A 15,984-nucleotide genomic window follows, 5' to 3' on the forward strand; every position below is an offset into this window, starting at 1 on the left:
GCTGAAGCAACCTGAAGCCCGCTTCAGGTGCGGTTTGGCAAGCTGGCGGTATGCGACTTCTGATCGTGGAGGACGAACGACGCCTCGCCCTTTCGCTCGCGCGTGGCCTGACCGCCGAGGGGTTCACGGTGGACGTCGTCCACGACGGGTCCGAGGGGCTGCACCGGGCCACCGAGGAGGAGTACGACCTCCTCGTCCTCGACGTGATGCTCCCGGGCATGAGCGGCTACCGGATCTGCTCGGCCCTGCGCGCGGCGGGCGACGACACCCCGATCCTCATGCTCACCGCCAAGGACGGCGAGTACGACGAGGCCGAGGGCCTGGACGTGGGGGCCGACGACTACGTGACGAAACCCTTCTCCTACGTCGTCCTGAGGGCGCGCATCCGCGCGCTCCTGCGCCGCCGGACCCGGGGCGGGTCGCCCGCGATCACGATCGGGGACCTGACGGTGGAGCCGGACGCCCAGCGCGTCCTGCGCGCCGGGGAGGAGATCACCCTGACCGCCCGGGAGTTCGCCGTCCTGGAGCACCTCGCGCTGCACGCCGAGCAGGTCGTCTCCAAGCGGGAGATCCTGGAACACGTGTGGGACTCCGCCTACCGGGGCGACCCCAACGTCGTGGAGGTGCACATCAGCGCGCTGCGCCGGAAGCTCGACATCCCCTACGGGCGCAGGTCGATCGTGACGGTGCGCGGCTCCGGCTACCGCCTGACGGCCGGAGGCTGACGTGAACCTGAGCTCGGTGCGCGCGCGCACCACGCTGGGCGCCACCGCCGTGGTGGCGCTCGTGCTGGCGGTGACGGGTCTGATCGTGGTCCTCTCGCTGCGCAGCGACCTGGTGCACACCGCGGATCTGGAGGCCGAGGTCAGCGCCCGCAGGGTCGCCTCCCAGATCGCGGGCGGTGTCGCTTTCGGCGATCTGCGGCTTCCCGACGAGGACGAACCCGTCCAGGTCATCGGCCCCGGGGGCCGGGTCGTGGCGGCGACGGAGGACCTGTCGTCCGTCGCGGCCGGCGGGCAGGACCGGACCCGCCGTGACGACCTGGACGATGACGACGACGAGGACGGTGATCCGGGCAGGGGAGAGGTCTCCACCAACGCCGTCTTCAGCACGCGCGAGGCGGTGATCGACGGCGTGGCCGGCGAGTACAGGTTCGCCGCCGTGGAGGCCACCGCTCCCGACGGCACGACCGTCCTGGTCTACGCGGGGACGGACCTGACGACGACCCGTAACGCGGTCTCCGCCACGGTGCGGACGATGCTCCTGGGCCTGCCGCCGGTGCTGCTCGTCGTCGCCGTGGCCACCTGGCTCGTCACCCGCAGGGCGCTGCGTCCCGTGGAGGCGATCCGGGGCGAGATGGCCTCCATCACCGAAGCGGGCGACCTGGCCCGCAGAGTGCCCGTCCCGGACTCCCGCGACGAGATCGCCCGGCTGGCGGCGACTACCAACCGGACGCTCGCCGCCCTGGAGTCCTCGGTCGAGCAGCAGCGGCGTTTCGTCGCCGATGCCTCCCATGAGCTGCGCAACCCGATCGCGTCCCTGCGCGCGCAACTGGAGATCGCGCTCGAACACCGGGAACTCCTCGATCTGCCCGGCGCCGTCGAGGACGTGCACCGGTTGCAGCAGCTCACGACGGACCTGCTCTTCCTCGCCCGCGCGGACGCGGGAGAGGCGCGGCCGCCCGCTTCGGAGATCTCCTTGACGGAGCTCGTGGCGGGCGAGCTGGCGGCCAGGCCGGACGCCGACAGGGTCCCGATCACCGTTGATCTGGCCGAGGACGTCCGGGTGCAGGGCCACCCCAGGCAGCTCGCCCGCGCGCTGTCCAACCTGGTGGACAACGCGCAGCGCCACGCTCACTCGGAGGTGAGCGTGGCGCTGCACGCTCGTGGAGGCCGGGCCGTCCTTCGCGTCGCCGACGACGGGGAGGGCGTCCCTCCCGCCGACCGCGAGCGGATCTTCGGGCGTTTCGTGCGTCGTGACGACGCCCGGACCCGCGACGAAGGCGGTGCCGGCCTCGGTCTGCCCATCGCACGTGAGATCGTCGTGTCCCACGGAGGCACGCTCCGGGCGGTCGAACCGGCCGCACGGGGTGCCGTCTTCGAGATCACCCTGCCCCTGAATCCCGCCGTGCCGGCGGAAGGGTGATCACGCGAGGCAGAGGGAGGGGAGACCGCGGGACCCCCGACACCGCGGCCTCCCTGGCTCTGTCACCGGGTGCTGCGCCGGATGTCGCGAGCGGCGTCCTTCACGCGCTCGCCGACCTGCTTGGCGCCGCCCCGGAGGCGGTCGGTCTGGCCTTCCGCCTGCATTTCGGGGTCGCGGTTCTGCCTGCCGAGGTTCTCCTTGGCGCGGCCCTTGCCCATGGTCGCCTTGTTGCGGAGCTTGTCGAGGAAACCCATGTGACTGTTCCTTTCGCGGGAGCGGAGGGGCGGGCGGCGGTCAGCTGACGTCGCCGCGCCAGGCGCCGGTGGCCTGGCCCCTGCTCTCGATGAAGTCCTTGAAGCGGCGCAGGTCGCCCTTGACCCGGCTCTCCACGACGTGGAGCTTGTCGCCTGCCTGCTCGGCCAGCCCTTCGGGCTCGAAGTCCATCTGCAGCATCACCCGGGTGGTGCCGTCGTCGATCCGGTGGAAGGTGACGACCCCCGCCTGGCGCGGCTTGCCCAGCGTGTGCCAGGCCACGCGCTCGTCGGGGTGCTGTTCGTCGATCTCGGCGTCGAACTCGCGGTGGACGCCGGCGATGCTGGTCTTCCAGTGGGTGCGGGTCGGCGTGACCTGCTCGATCCGGTCGACCCCCTCCATGAACTTCGGGAACTCCTCGAACTGGGTCCACTGGTTGTAGGCCGTGGTGACCGGAACGTCCACCTCGACGGACTGCTCGATGGTGCTCACTCTTCTTTCCCACCTTTCTTTTGGACCTTTTTTGGATTTCCGTGGCCCGCCGGATCAAGGATTGAAGATGCTGACGCCGCCGGGGCCGATGAGGAGCCCGACCACGATGAGAATGATTCCCCACAGCAGGTCGCGTCGCGCCAGCAGGGTGTAGAGCCCCGCCAGTACGAAGACCACTGCGATGATCCACAGAATTGTCGCCATGTTTTTTGCCTGCCCTGAGTTTCTTCGCCTAAACGCCGCAATCGGGGACGAAGGGGGCAGGTTGGAGATCAACTCACCACGGGGGCGCCGCGTTTCCGCAGGTCAGCACCTATTCCTGGCGACCGGGGGTGAAGGTGAAATTTTCCTTGACTGATCCGCTGCTCACCGATCCGGCTCGATAGTGACCGAACCGAGATGTGAGTTGGATTACTTTGGCATGCGGCGGGGATTGGCTTGGCCGGGAAATGAGAAAGGTTGGGCGCGCCCGTGCGCGGGCATAGGAGGACACCATGGGCACGAAGAAGAACGATCATGACGGACGGCGGGACGAGCCGGAGAGCGAGCGCGCCGCCGAACGGGTGTCGGACGCGCTGGAACGCGGCGTCCCCGAGGAGGAGCTCGACCCCGCCGACGCCGAGCGGACCGCGCACGCCACGGTCTCCCCGCAACCGGAGCCGGACGAGCGCCCCGACCGGCCCTGAACCGGGTTCAGGGGGCCAGCACGACCGGCAGCCGGGCGAAGCCCCGCAGGGCGAGGCCGCCGTCCCGCACGGGCGGTCCCGCCAGGGCGCAGCGCGGGTGGTCCGCCACCAGCCTCTGCAGGAGGACCTCGAGCGCCAGCCGCGCCAGGTGGGCGCCCAGGCAGCAGTGCGGCCCCGCCGCGAAGGCCAGGTGCGCGGGCGCCGGACGGGGGGCGCGGGCGACGTCCAGCCGGTCCGGCTCCTCGTACAGGCCGGGGTCCCGGCCCGCCGCGCCGAGCAGCGCCAGCACCGTCCGCCCCGGCTCCAGCTGCACACCCAGGAAGGCGAACGGCTCCAGCACCGACCGCGCGGCCGCCTGCACGGGTGCGTCGTAGCGCAGGAGCTCCTCCACCGCGCCGGGGATCAGCGACGGGTCGCGGCACAGCAGCTCGAACTGGCCCGGCTCGGCGAGCAGCGCGTGCAGGGCGTTGCCCAGCAGGTGGCCGGTGGTCTCGCCCCCGGCTCCCAGCAGCAGGAGGGCCGCCCCCACCGCCTCGTCCGCGGTGAGCGCGTCGTCGGCGCGCGAGGCGGCCAGCCGGGAGAGGAGGTCGTCACGGGGCCGGGACCGCCTGGCGGACAGGAGCCCGCCGAGCAGGTCGGCCAGCGCCGCCTGGGCGTGCGCGGCCCGCGACCGCGCCGGGCGGCCGGCGTCGGAGCGGAAGGCCGCGTTCATCTCCCCGACCAGGGGGAGCAGCGCGGCCCGGTCGGCTTCGGCGAAGCCCAGCAGGTCGGCGAGCACGTCGACGGGCAGGGGCAGGGCGAGCCCGGTGACGAAGTCGGCGCCGGGCGTCTTCGCCAGCGCCCGCAGACGGGCGTCCACCCGGGCGGTGACGGCGCGGCGGAGCCCCTCGACGTGGCGCCCGGCGAAGGCCGAGGAGACCAGCCGCCGCAGCCGGGCGTGCCCGGACGGGTCGGCGAACGCCATGCCGTCCTGCACGGTCCGCAGCGCCAGGACCAGCTCGTCCTCGGGGAGGCCGGTCGCGCCGAGGCCGGGCGCCCCGCCCCGGGCGCCGAGGAGGGGGTGGCGCAGCGCCGCGGCGCAGTCGGCGTGGCGGGTGAGGACGAGGACGCCCTCCCTGGTGAGCAGGACGGGTGCCTTCTCGCGGAGGCGGCGGTAGCCGGGATAGGGGTCGGCGTCCCGCAGGGCGAGCATGGTCTCGTGGAAGATCCGCTCGGCGCCGGGGGCGGAAAGGGCGCTGCCGGAGACGGGGGGCATGGGCCGGTTCTCCTGGGTCGGGGGCGGGTGGAACCGTGTCCCTCAACCTCCTCCCGGGGGCCGGGCCGGTCAAGTGGCCCGGCGGCCGCTCCCGAGGGAGCGGCCGCCGGTCTCGGCGGGCGGCGCGTCAGGAGGCCCTGACGGTGCCCTTCGGGCGGACGCCCCGGGGCGCGAGCTTGCGCGTCTTGGGCTTCTGCGCGGGCTTCAGCTCCCGCGGCTTGTAGGTCTCGTGCCGCTTCTTGCTCTTGTGGTTCTTCTTGTTGTCGTACAGGTGGATGTGGAGGTCCTGGCCCTGCTTCTGCTTGAGCTTCTCCTGCTTGTTGTGCTTGGTGTGCTGCTCGTGCCGGTGCCACTTGTAGGGCTTGAAGGTCCGGTCCTGCAGGTCCCACCACTCCGGGCAGTCCTCCAGGCTGTCGATCCGCCCGTCCACGCCGTCGACGAGGTCGCGGAAGCCGTGCCTGTCGGTGTAGGAGCGGTGCTGGAGGTGCCTGGTGAACTGCACCGAGTCCCGGCGCACCTTCAGCAGCTCATACGGGTGCGCCAGCGAGGACGTACGGTGGCAGATCTTCACCAGGCCCCGGGAACCGTGGCCGGGGTCGGCCACGGCGACCGCCCCCGAGCCGCCGGCCAGGGCCAGGGCCAGCGCGCCGGCGACCGTGCCGGCGCGTCGAGATGTTCTCATTGCGCGTCTCCCTCCGCCGCGAGTGATGATCACGCGGCGATCCTCACTTTAGGTAATCGTGGGAACGCGCAGAGCCGTGACACGCGGCCGCCCGCGTGTCGCCGGGTAGGGGCACCTCATGCAGGTCACCGTGTTCGGCGCCACCGGGCGGATCGGCTGGCTGGTGGTGGAGCGGCTGCTGGCCGACGGGCACGGCGTCGTGGCGTTCGTCCACGACCCCGGCAGGGTCCGCCGCGCCGACCCGGCCCTGCTGCCGCTGCCCGGACGGCTGACCGACCGGGCGGCGGTGGCCGAGGCGCTGCGGGGCAGCGGCGCCGTCATCAGCGCGCTGGGCCCCTCCCTGCGGCGGGGCGGGGCGATGGACCTCGCCGACGGCGTCCGGGTGATCGTCACGGCCATGCGGGGCGCCGGGATCGACCGGTTCATCGGCCTGGCGACCCCCTCGGTCGCCGATCCCCGGGACGCCCCGCACTGGAAGCGCAGGATCCGCCTCCTCATGGGCCGGGCGATGTTCCCCCACGCGGTGCACGAGCTGACCGAGATGGTCGACCTGGTCGTCGGCTCGGATCTGGACTACACCCTCGCCAGGGTCGTCGCCGCCGTGGACGGGCCGCGCCGGGGCACCCTGCGGGCGGGGTTCCTCGGCCGTGACCCGATCGCGATGTCGTCGACCCGTGCCGACATCGCCGACTTCCTCGTCGACCAGCTCACCGACCGGCGCTTCTCCCGGGCGATGCCGGTGGTCAGCGGTTGAGCGGCCGGCCGCCCTCCGGCACGGCGGGGGAGCCGCCCCCCAGCCGGGCCAGCAGCGGGGCGACCAGCCGGGTGGCCGCCGGGGCGAACATCAGCAGCGCCGCCACCGCGAAGCACGCGCCGAGGACCGTTCCGGCCAGCACGTCGTGCGGGTAGTGCACGCCCACCGCGACCCGCAGGACCGCGGCGGCCAGCCCGAGGGGCAGGACGAGCGCGGCGAGGCGGGGGCGCAGCACCGCCAGCCCGACCGCGGCGCCCACCGCCAGGGTGGTGTGGTTGCTGGGGAAGGACCAGTCGCCCAGCTCCGGGCAGGGGGCGACGGCCGCGGCGTCCGTCAGGGCGCGGCACGGGCGCTCCTGGTAGACGAGCAGCTTCAGCCCCTCGCTGAGCGCGTAGGCGCCCACGGTGCCGACGCCGATCATCATGGTCCCGGCGACGACGGGCGCGTCCCGGCGGCGGACGGCCAGCGCCCACACCACCACGAGGGTCAGGGCCAGCAGTGCCACGGAGGCCTCGGAGGCCAGCTCCAGCACGGTGTGCAGCCAGTGGGGAGCGCCCTCCACGGCCTCGGTCATCGACCGGTAGACCGACACCGAGGCGCCGTCCCGGACCCGTACGGGGGTGTCGCCGCCGCTGCCCTGGGGTGCCAGCCAGAGGGCGCCTCCCGCGCCCACCCCCACCAGGATGAGCGCGGCGGGCAGGTGTCGGCTGAGGTAGTTCCCGGAGTCCAGTGCCATAGGGGCTGATTCTAGGGAACAACAGGAGGCTGAATTCTCGGTTAACGCCCAGGTGGGCTGGTATTACGGAAGAATCGGGGCCGCGGGCGGCTCCGGCCCCGGTGCGGCCGACCGGTTCCCCGCTTCCCCTCGCCCGGCTCCGCGCCGGGCCGTAGGATCGAGGGGGGACGCCTCTCATTGGACCAGGTGTCAAAAGACGCACCGTCATCATATGGAAGCAAAGCCGATACGGTGTGGTCTGCACCACTTATCTTCGCTCAGTTTTAGCGCGATTAATTACCGTTCCGGGAACAATCTCCCCGGCGCTCCGAGGGCATAATCTCGGCCAGCATCTTTCGCCGGCGTAACACCCCCCATTCGCGAGGTAACTGATGGTGACGGCCACTCCCCAGGTTCTCGGCAGGGCCCGGCAATTGTTCCTGGACCTCTGGGAGATCTCACGCCCCGGCGTCTACGCGGTCTCCCTCGTGCCCTTCTACCTGGGTTACCTGCTGGCCAGCGGAGAGCTGGTCGGACCGGCCACGGGCCTGCTCGGGCTGGTCATCTGGGGGCCCCTGGTCTGGCTGGCCGTGCTGGCCATCAACGACGCCTACGACCTGGAAGGGGACCTGCTCAACCCGCGCAAGAACACCCCGCTCACCGCCGGCCGGATCTCCGAGGGCGGGGCCAAGGCCGCCGCCTACGGCGCCGCGGCGCTGGCCCTGCTGCTGTCCCTGGCGGTGCGCCCGGAGATGGCGCTGGCCGCCCTGGGCTTCCTGGCGTGCGGCTGGATCTACAGCGTCCCGCCGCTGAAGTGGAAGAACCGGGCGGGCCTGGACGTGCTGAGCAACTGCACCGGGCTCGCGTTCCCGGTGCTGGGCGGCTGGGCCGCGGTCAGGCCGCTCGACGGGTTCCCCTGGGCGGCGGCCGCCGCGGTGCTGCTGGTGGAGATCGCCCTCTACACCCCCACGATGATCCCCGACATCGAGAGCGACCGGGCCAGCGGGTACACCACCATGGCGGTGCGCATCGGCGCCGGGCGCACCTACCTGGTGGGGCTGGTCTGCTGGGTCGGCTTCTGGCTGCTGACCGTCGCGATGGCGGCCGTCGGCGAGGTGTTCCCGCAGTGGATGGTCTGGCCGTGGGCGGTCTGCGCCCCGGTGTTCGTCTGGCTGTACCACAGCGGCCTCAGCAAGGCCCGCGAGCCCAAGGACGTCGGCAGGGGCATGCTGCGGGTCGGCAAGCTGTTCCTGGTGCCCTGCCTGGTCTTCGCCCTCGCCTACACCGAGGTGATCTCCTTCTGACCCGCGCGGCCCGCGGGCCTCAGAGCCGGCGGGCGCCGATCCGCTGCATCAGCGTCGGCCAGAGCTTCTTGGAGACCCGCCGCCACGCCGGCCAGTTGTGCCGGCCGTCGCCGTAGAGCCGCGCGGTGTGCGGGATGCCCAGCTCCTTCAGGCGCCTGCCGAAGTCCCGGTTGGTCTGCCCGACGGCGCGCTCCCCGAACAGGCCGACGTCGACCGGGCCGACCTTCGGGTCGCCCGGACCCGGCCGCCCGGTGGTGCCGGCGGAGAAGAAGACGCCCACGCCCCGCAGCCGGGGGGCGAGCACGTAGGGGTCGTGCGCGCGCCAGTTGGCGTCGTCGACGCCGGGGACGCCGTAGATGGCGGTCGGGTCGTGCAGGTTCGCCGCGTTGGTGACCATGGCCAGCGCGGGCATGCCCGGCGCGGTGAGGTGCAGGATGCCGCTCAGCGACGCCGCGTAGCGGAAGAGCCCCTTGTGCCGCGCGGCGTAGGAGAGGGAGCCCATGCCCCCCGCGGACACGCCGATCGCCGCGCGCCGGCCGCCGCCGTGGTAGTTGCGCTCGACGAGCTGGACGACGTCGGAGGTGTGGAAGGTCTCCCAGCGGGGGACCCCGCCCCTGCCGTGGTTGTGCCAGTCGGTGTAGCTGCCGTCGCTGGCCTCGGGCATGACGACGATCACGCCGTAGCGGCGCGCCCACTTCTCTATGTCGGTGCTGCGCGTCCAGGAGACGTAGCCGTCCTGGCCTCCGTGGAAGGCGTACAGGACGGGCCAGGTCCGCTTCGTCTTCTTCCGCCAGTTCGCCGGGAGCAGGATCCTGACCTTCACCTGCTCGGCGAGGTGGGGCGAGCGTACGGTCAGGTCGCGCATGTACCGCCCGAGCTTCTCCTCCCGGACGATCCGCGCCCCGCTCTCGGCGGGCCGCCGCGCGGCGGCCTCCGCGGGGACGACGCCCAGCAGCGGGGCGACGAGCGCCGCGCCCAGCACGGCCACCGCCCCCGGACCGAGTGATCTGACCGTTGCGTCCACGGGGCACCTTCCTCCTCAGGAGGTAAGAGTGTGCGCGTTGTGGATCTCCGAAGCTATGTACAAAAGTGAGTGATAACGGATGTTTCCCCACTAAGTGCTGAAGGGTCTGCGGCGCGGCGGCCTCAGGCCGGGCCGGGGCGCACGCCCAGCTGGATCGGGGCCAGCCCGTCCAGCAGCCGGTCCAGATGCGCCAGCAGCTCCCCGTGCAGCGGCCAGTGCCCCGGGTCGTCCCGCAGCAGCGACCCCAGCGCCTCCCGGTGCCCGCGGCCCTCGACCAGCAGGTCATGGGCGGCCTGCCCGTACCTCACCCGGGACTCCGGTCCGGGCGCGGTCGCCGTCGCGGCGAACAGCCGGACCGCCCCCGACAGGCAGCGCAGGGTGAGCGCGAGCTGGGTCCGCACGTCCGTCGCCCACATGTCCGAGCCGAGCCCCGTGCGGTCGTGCAGCTGCAGCCACGTGCGGTCGGCCATGCACAGGGCCAGCCCGCGCAGCCGGATGGCGCCGTGCTCCAGCGCGGTCACCGCGGCGCGCAGCGCCTGCGAGGGGCCGCCGGCGATCCTGGCCCTGGGATTGAGGCGGGCGCTCTCCTCGGCCTCGCTGAGCTTGGTCTCGGTGTCCCTGGCCCGCTCCGACAACCGCCTGCTGCGGCCCAGCCAGGTGGTGGCGTGCACGTTGCCCGGCTCCAGGTGCAGATCGTCGGCGAGGGAGTCCAGCAGGTCCGCGGTCTCGGACGCCAGGTCCAGCAGGCCCTTCTCGGCGGTCTCCACCCTGACCGGCGAGGTCAGCAGCACGCCGATCAGGCCGACCAGCGCGCCGATGAACGTCTCGATGATCCGGTCGAGCGCGCCCGCCGGGGTCTGGGAACCCAGCTGCAGGATGAGCATCGCGCTGATCGGCACCTCCAGCACGTGGTCACCGAGTTTGAACAGCCGCCCCAGCAGCAGCGAGATCGCGATGACCAGGCCGAGGCTCCACCAGCTGAAGTCGATCGGCACCGCCACCACCACCGCGACGACCACGCCGGTGGTGACGCTGAGGACGCGCTGGAGGGAGTGCCGGAGCGTCTGGTAGAGCGAGACCTGGACGATCAGCAGTGCGGTCAGGGGCGCCAGCAGCGGGATCTTCACCTCGGTCAGGACCCCGTCGGCCACCAGGTACGCGGCGACCGCGGTGACCACCAGCCGGACCGAGGTGCCCCAGTTCACCCTTCCCTTGATAGGCGATCCGCGGCGCGGGCACCAGGCTCAGGAACCGGAACTGGAGGGCTCTTGGCTCCAGTTTGGATCTCCTAAAATCCAGGAGTCCAGCCACATCCGGGAGTGCCAGGTGTCGTAGGGGATGGTCTGGGCGGTCAGCACCGGGTACAGGTACCAGAAGTTCAGCAGGACCAGCAGCACGTAGGCGCCCGCGATCGCCGAGCCGACGGCCCGGCGGGACCGCGGATGCGACCGCTCCGGGCCGATGATCAGCCCCAGGACCAGGACGACGCCCAGCACCATGAACGGGGTCAGCGGCAGCGCGTAGAACATGAACATGGTGCGGCCGCCGAAGGCCGAGGGGAGCCAGGCGGCCCAGCCCGCCACGTAGGCGGCCAGGACGGCGCCGGCCCGCCAGTCGCGGTAGACCAGCCACAGGAAGGCGATCACCACCAGGGCCGCGAGCGCCGCCCACCACAGGGCGGGGGTGCCGATGCCGAGGATCTCGCGGGAGCACTTGTCCGCGGAGCAGCCGGTGGGCGGCTCGCTGTAGAAGAACGCGACGGGACGGCGCAGGACCGGCCAGTCCCACGGCCAGGACTGGTAGGGGTGCTTGGAGGTCAGGCCGTTGTGGAACTCCAGGATCTCCCGGTGGTAGCGCACGAGGTCGGGCAGCCCCTCGAACGGGCGCAGCAGCACGTTCTTCGCCGGGGTGCCCCGGCCCCAGCCGCCGCTGGTGAACAGCCAGCCCGACCAGGTCGCCACATAGGTGACCACCGGCAGGACGCCCAGGCTCAGCAGCGTGGCGGCCCCGTCCTTGGCCAGCGCCCCGCCCACCGGGAACTGCACACGGGCCGCGCGGCGGGCGCCCACGTCCCACAGGACGACCATCAGCACGAAGACGGCCAGGAACGGCGCGGCCGACCACTTGGTGCCGCAGGCCAGGCCGAAGCAGAGCCCCGCCAGGACGCGCCAGGGGTGGCCGAGCCAGGGGCCGAGGGAGAAGCCGCGGGACGGGTCGGCGTCCAGCTTCACCGCCAGGACCCGCCGGGAGCGGTCGCGGTCGGCGACCAGGCAGGCGAAGCCCGCCAGGATCCAGAACATGAGGAAGACGTCCAGCAGCGCCGTGCGGCTGGTCACCAGGTGCAGGCCGTCCAGGGCCAGCAGCAGGCCGGCCGCGCAGCCCAGCAGGGTGCTGCCGGTCATCCGCCGCGCCACCCGGCACAGGATGAGCACCGACAGGGTGCCGGCCACCGCGGCCATGAACCGCCAGCCGAACGGGGTGACCTGGAAGAAGTACTCGCCGATCGCGATCATCCACTTGCCGAACGGCGGGTGGGCGATGAACGAGCCGCCGCCCTCCCAGATCTGGTCGGCCTTGCCCTCGAGGAACAGCTCGTCCGCCAGGTGCTCGGGCTCGCGCACCCAGGAGTGCTCGTAGCCGAACCTCAGCAGCGCGTAGGCGTCCTTGGCGTAGTACGTCTCGTCGAAGACGACCGCGTGCGGTACGCCGAGCCGGTCGAAGCGCAGGAAACCGGCGAAGACGGTGACGAGCAGCGGACCCAGCCAGCCCCAGAGCGCGCTGCCGGGCACCCGCGGCGCCAGCCTCTCGCGCAACGTGGGGGGCGCCGGTGCCGGTTCGGTCTCGGTGACAGCCACCCGGCCATCGTAGGGGGGCCGGGCGAGCGCGAGGAGTGGCCCTGTGGAACGCGAGCGCGCGTCCGGGCGCCGGGGGCCGCCGCGGCGTGCGCCGTCCCGCGGGCGGAGGAAGGAGAATGGACCGATGAGCACAGGCACCCTCATTCTCGCCGCGGCCCCCATCGGGCGGGCCGACGACGCCTCGCCCCGGTTGCGGGACGCCCTGGCCGGGGCCCCCGTGATCGCGGCCGAGGACACCCGGCGGCTGCGCAGGCTCGCCGCAGACCTGGGGGTGACGCCGGCGGGCAGGGTCGTCTCCTACTACGACCAGAACGAGCGGGACCGCGCCGCCGAGCTGCTGGGCGACCTGCGCGAGGGCAGGGACGTCCTGGTCGTCACCGACGCGGGGATGCCCGGGGTCTCCGACCCCGGCTACCGGCTGGTCGTCGAGGCCGTCGCCGCGGACGTCCCGGTCACCGTCCTGCCCGGCCCGTCGGCGGTGACGACCGCGCTGGTGCTGTCGGGGCTGCCCACCGACCGGTTCTGCTTCGAGGGCTTCCTGCCGCGCAAACCGGGCGAGCGGGCCTCCCGCCTGGCCGAACTGGCCGACGAGCCGCGCACCATGGTCTTCTTCGAGGCACCGCACCGGCTGGCGGCGTCCCTGGAGGCCTTCGCCGAGGCGTTCGGCCCGCAGCGCCGCGCCGCCGTCTGCCGGGAGCTCACCAAGACCTACGAGGAGATCCGCCGCGCCCCCCTGGCCGACCTGGCCGCGTGGGCGGCGGACGGCGTCCGGGGCGAGATCACCCTGGTCGTCCAGGGCGCCCCGCCCCGCGAGACGCTCTCGGACCCCGCCGAGCTCGCCGCGGCGGTGTTCGCCAGGGAGAGCGCCGGAATCACGCGCAAGGAGGCGATCGCCGAGATCGCCAAGGAGAACAAGGTGCCTAAGAAGGCTGTCTACTCCGCGGTACTAGAGGCGAAATGACCGGTAGCTCGTCGTCGCGGGTCCGGAGGAAGGCGTATCCGGCGGCGAGCGCGACGACGGGCGTCGCGGTCAGGGCGTACCGGTAGTCGAAGTCGACGGTCAGGGGCGGGACCGCCAGCAGCGCGGCTCCGGCGGCCCAGGGCAGGACCGCGGGGGACGGGGACCGGCGCCGGTACCACAGGAAAGCGGGCAGGAGCAGGGCCGCCGCGAGCACCGGCCCGCGGACCGTGAAGACCTCCTGGTAGAGGCGCATGAACCCGGCGTAGGGCTCGACGATCTCCGTGCCGGTGTCCGGATCCACCTGAGGGTCGTAGGCGGTGAGCACGTCCGACGGGGTGCCGCCGCCGAGCACGGGCCATGCCGGAAGGTCGTCGGCCTGCTCGGGGAAGAGGTACTTGCGGGCCGTGACGGCGGTCGGGTGGTCGTCGCGCTCCCAGCGGAAGGTCCGGACGAAGAGGTCGTAGGCGACCGTCTGGGCGTAGTCGAAGGGCTGCTCCAGGAGCGCGCGCACGGCGAAGCGCTGGGCGTCCGCGTTGATCCGAGGATCGAACGCCTCGCCGAAGTCCCAGCCGATGGGGGACTCCGCCGCCCATACCTGGGACGAGGACGCCTTGCGCTCCTCCGGCTCACCGGAAGGACACAGGTATCGCAGGTGCTCAGGGATGTTCTCGCAGTGCACGAAGGCCGCGGTCCGTCCCCAGAGGAACACGCCGTCCGTCGCGGTGATCCCGTAGCGGCCGTTCTCGGAGTGGAACCAGCCCGCGTAGGCGGCCAGCGGAAGCAGGCCCGCCACGGCGGCCATCGCCACGGCCCGCCACTTTCGCCGCAGGAGCAGCCAGGCCAGGACGAGCAGCAGCACCGGCAGCCCGATCGTCCTGGTCACCGTGGCCGCCGCCAGCAGGGCCCCGGCGGCCACGGGCAGGGCGGGATGCCGGCCGGGCCACAGCAACGCCGTCAGCGCGGCGACGACCAGGAAGAGGAAGAGCGTGTCGGAGAGGACCAGGCTCTCCAGCTGGATGATCCCCCCGTCCAGCAGGACGGGGGAGGCGGCGAGGGCGGCCCATCCCGGTGGCAGGCCGCGCCGGGTGAGCAGCAGGTAGACCAGGAGGCCGGTGGCCAGGCCCAGCAGGTGCTGGGCGGCCACGACCGCCCCGAAGTCGTGGAAGGGGCGCAGCAGCCACAGGAAGAACCCGTAGCCGGCGGGCCGGATCGGGTGGGGGAACGGGTCCAGGGCGATCTGGACGTAGTCGTAGCCGTCGTTGAACCAGAGGGCGGGCCGGTAGCCCGCCATGGCGACGACCCGCAGGACCGCGCCGGCTGTGAGAACCGCCACGAAGACGCGGTGCCGCCGCAGGACGGAAGGGGGCAGGCCGGCACCGGGCAGGGGGGCAGGGGCCTTGTCCCCGGCCCTCGGAGGGCTCCGTCGTATCCTGGTCACCTGATCCAGATCTCGTCCGCGGCCCGGTTGCGGCTTTGCAACGGCGCCGATGTGCGGTCAGAATGCCCGGCACCATACCTTCACCAGGCCCAGTCGAAATCCTAAGGAGCCCTTTCCCATGGAACTGTCCGTGGTGATGCCTTGTCTGAACGAGGCGGAGACCGTGGAGACCTGTGTCCGTAAGGCTGTGGGTTTCCTGGAGGAGTACGGGATCGACGGCGAGGTCATCGTCGCCGACAACGGCTCCACCGACGGGTCGCAGGCGCTGGCCGAGGCGGCCGGCGCCAGGGTCGTGCCGGTGGCGCTCAAAGGCTACGGCAACGCGCTGATGGGCGGCATCCGGGCGGCCAAGGGCACCTACGTGATCATGGGAGACGCCGACGACTCCTACGACTTCACCTCGCTCATGCCGTTCGTCGAGGAGCTGCGGACCGGCGCCGACCTGGTGATGGGCAACCGCTTCGCGGGCGGGATCGACCCCGGCGCGATGCCGCCGCTCCACCGCTACCTGGGCAACCCCGTCCTGTCGTTCGTGGGGCGGTTGTTCTTCGGCTCCAAGATCGGCGACTTCCACTGCGGGCTGCGCGGCTTCCGCCGCGACACCGCGCTGGCGCTGGGCCTGCAGTCCTCGGGCATGGAGTTCGCCTCCGAGCTGGTGGTCAAGATGACCCTGGCCGGGGCGCGGATCTCCGAGGTGCCGACCACCCTGAAGAAGGACGGCCGGTCCCGCCCGCCGCACCTCAACACCTGGCGGGACGGCTGGCGCCACCTGCGGTTCCTGCTGCTCTACAGCCCGCGCTGGCTGTTCCTCATCCCCGGCCTGGTCTTCATGACGGTGGGCCTGGTCTCCGGGGTGGCGCTGGCGATCAAGCCGATCGACATCCGGGGCGTGGTCTTCGACGTCGACACCCTGGTGGGCGCCTCGGCGGCGGTGGTGATCGGCTTCCAGGCGGTGGTGTTCTCCCTGCTCACCAAGGCCTACGGCGTGGCCGAGGGCTTCCTGCCGGCCGACCGCAGGGCCAACTGGCTGCTGAACTCCTGGAGCTTCGAGAAGGGCCTGGTCGTCGGCGGCGTGCTGGCGGTGGCGGGCCTGGCCGGGGTGGGGGTGTCGGTGGTGCACTGGCACGGCGCCCAGTTCGGCGAGCTCAACGCCCGCGAGACCCTGCGCATGGTCGTGCCGTCGGCCACCGCGCTGATGATGAGCTGCCAGATGATCCTGGGCACGGCGTTCCTGTCGATCCTGGGCATCCGCCGCTCCAGCCACCCGGGCACCGAGGACGGCGCGCACGAGACGCTCACCGTGGCCGACGCCGTGCGCAAGCCGGGCCGTCCCGCGCCCGAGCCGGTCGCGGCGGTGGAGGACTGAGCCGCCGGAATCGCCGCGTTGCGATAGCGCAACGACCGTGCCGTTCCGTTCGATG

General features: G+C 72.3%; 17 protein-coding genes. 7 read left to right on the forward strand and 10 right to left on the reverse strand.

Translation table 11 applies throughout. The features are described 5' to 3' along the window. The first annotated feature begins 50 nt into the window (after positions 1-50). Both C2865_RS34775 and C2865_RS34780 read left to right on the forward strand, forming a co-directional pair. Positions 51-725 carry a response regulator transcription factor gene (locus tag C2865_RS34775; protein WP_106402901.1) on the forward strand — a complete coding sequence of 225 codons (675 nt, stop codon included), beginning with the start codon at positions 51-53 and terminating at the stop codon, positions 723-725. Between the two features lies 1 nt (position 726). Further along, positions 727-2,145, forward strand: coding sequence for a sensor histidine kinase (locus C2865_RS34780; RefSeq protein WP_232835968.1), 1,419 nt, complete (start codon positions 727-729; stop codon positions 2,143-2,145). Between the two features lie 62 nt (positions 2,146-2,207). On the opposite strand, the gene C2865_RS34785 is transcribed toward C2865_RS34780, so the two are convergent. From C2865_RS34785 to C2865_RS40355, 3 genes are read right to left on the reverse strand one after another with little or no spacing between them, the layout of a single operon-like run. Then, positions 2,208-2,399: a CsbD family protein gene (locus C2865_RS34785; protein ID WP_106402902.1), complete on the reverse strand. Its 192-nt coding sequence runs from the start codon at positions 2,397-2,399 to the stop codon at positions 2,208-2,210. 40 nt (positions 2,400-2,439) lie between these two features. Beyond that, entirely contained in the window at positions 2,440-2,889 is a 450-nt protein-coding gene (locus C2865_RS34790; RefSeq protein WP_106402903.1) for an SRPBCC family protein, read from the reverse strand. Between the two features lie 54 nt (positions 2,890-2,943). Next, positions 2,944-3,093 carry a GPGG-motif small membrane protein gene (locus C2865_RS40355; protein WP_198653818.1) on the reverse strand — a complete coding sequence of 50 codons (150 nt, stop codon included), beginning with the start codon at positions 3,091-3,093 and terminating at the stop codon, positions 2,944-2,946. Between the two features lie 290 nt (positions 3,094-3,383). On the opposite strand from C2865_RS40355, the gene C2865_RS34795 reads away from it, so the two are divergent. Further along, the gene (locus C2865_RS34795) at positions 3,384-3,575 is read left to right on the forward strand and encodes a hypothetical protein (RefSeq protein ID WP_106402904.1); all 192 of its coding nucleotides are present in this window, start codon (positions 3,384-3,386) and stop codon (positions 3,573-3,575) included. A gap of 7 nt (positions 3,576-3,582) precedes the next feature. Here C2865_RS34795 and C2865_RS34800 read toward each other — a convergent pair whose 3' ends face one another. Both C2865_RS34800 and C2865_RS34805 read right to left on the reverse strand, forming a co-directional pair. Then, positions 3,583-4,830 carry a cytochrome P450 gene (locus C2865_RS34800; protein ID WP_106402905.1) on the reverse strand — a complete coding sequence of 416 codons (1,248 nt, stop codon included), beginning with the start codon at positions 4,828-4,830 and terminating at the stop codon, positions 3,583-3,585. A 127-nt stretch (positions 4,831-4,957) separates the two neighbouring features. Continuing rightward, positions 4,958-5,512, reverse strand: a complete 555-nt coding sequence (locus C2865_RS34805; RefSeq protein ID WP_106402906.1) for a hypothetical protein — start codon at positions 5,510-5,512, stop codon at positions 4,958-4,960. Positions 5,513-5,630: 118 nt separating this feature from the next. Here C2865_RS34805 and C2865_RS34810 point away from each other — a divergent pair, with 118 nt between their 5' ends. Next, the gene (locus C2865_RS34810) at positions 5,631-6,266 is read left to right on the forward strand and encodes an NAD(P)-dependent oxidoreductase (protein ID WP_106402907.1); all 636 of its coding nucleotides are present in this window, start codon (positions 5,631-5,633) and stop codon (positions 6,264-6,266) included. Here the strand turns inward: C2865_RS34810 and C2865_RS34815 are convergent. Further along, positions 6,256-7,002: a phosphatase PAP2 family protein gene (locus tag C2865_RS34815; RefSeq protein WP_106402908.1), complete on the reverse strand. Its 747-nt coding sequence runs from the start codon at positions 7,000-7,002 to the stop codon at positions 6,256-6,258. The two genes, C2865_RS34810 and C2865_RS34815, sit on opposite strands and share 11 nt — an antisense overlap. A 371-nt stretch (positions 7,003-7,373) precedes the next feature. Here C2865_RS34815 and C2865_RS34820 point away from each other — a divergent pair, with 371 nt between their 5' ends. Then, positions 7,374-8,285, forward strand: a complete 912-nt coding sequence (locus tag C2865_RS34820; RefSeq protein WP_106402909.1) for a UbiA family prenyltransferase — start codon at positions 7,374-7,376, stop codon at positions 8,283-8,285. Positions 8,286-8,304: 19 nt separating this feature from the next. On the opposite strand, the gene C2865_RS34825 is transcribed toward C2865_RS34820, so the two are convergent. From C2865_RS34825 to C2865_RS34835, 3 genes are all read right to left on the reverse strand, one after another. Further along, the gene (locus C2865_RS34825; protein WP_232835969.1) at positions 8,305-9,309 is read right to left on the reverse strand and encodes an alpha/beta hydrolase; all 1,005 of its coding nucleotides are present in this window, start codon (positions 9,307-9,309) and stop codon (positions 8,305-8,307) included. A 122-nt stretch (positions 9,310-9,431) separates the two neighbouring features. After that, positions 9,432-10,514, reverse strand: coding sequence for an FUSC family protein (locus C2865_RS40360; protein ID WP_106402910.1), 1,083 nt, complete (start codon positions 10,512-10,514; stop codon positions 9,432-9,434). Positions 10,515-10,553: 39 nt separating this feature from the next. Continuing rightward, positions 10,554-12,164 carry a dolichyl-phosphate-mannose--protein mannosyltransferase gene (locus C2865_RS34835; protein ID WP_232835970.1) on the reverse strand — a complete coding sequence of 537 codons (1,611 nt, stop codon included), beginning with the start codon at positions 12,162-12,164 and terminating at the stop codon, positions 10,554-10,556. A gap of 124 nt (positions 12,165-12,288) precedes the next feature. Here C2865_RS34835 and rsmI point away from each other — a divergent pair, with 124 nt between their 5' ends. Further along, positions 12,289-13,125 (forward strand): 16S rRNA (cytidine(1402)-2'-O)-methyltransferase, encoded by an 837-nt coding sequence (gene rsmI, locus C2865_RS34840; protein WP_106402912.1) that lies wholly within the window; start codon positions 12,289-12,291, stop codon positions 13,123-13,125. Here the strand turns inward: rsmI and C2865_RS34845 are convergent. After that, positions 13,085-14,458, reverse strand: a complete 1,374-nt coding sequence (locus C2865_RS34845; RefSeq protein WP_157964022.1) for a hypothetical protein — start codon at positions 14,456-14,458, stop codon at positions 13,085-13,087. The two genes, rsmI and C2865_RS34845, sit on opposite strands and share 41 nt — an antisense overlap. A 223-nt stretch (positions 14,459-14,681) precedes the next feature. Here C2865_RS34845 and C2865_RS34850 point away from each other — a divergent pair, with 223 nt between their 5' ends. Next, the gene (locus C2865_RS34850) at positions 14,682-15,929 is read left to right on the forward strand and encodes a glycosyltransferase family 2 protein (protein WP_106402914.1); all 1,248 of its coding nucleotides are present in this window, start codon (positions 14,682-14,684) and stop codon (positions 15,927-15,929) included. Positions 15,930-15,984 lie beyond the last annotated feature (55 nt).

Source organism: Actinocorallia populi (assembly GCF_002995495.1).
In the GTDB taxonomy this organism is placed as follows: domain Bacteria; phylum Actinomycetota; class Actinomycetes; order Streptosporangiales; family Streptosporangiaceae; genus Actinocorallia; species Actinocorallia populi.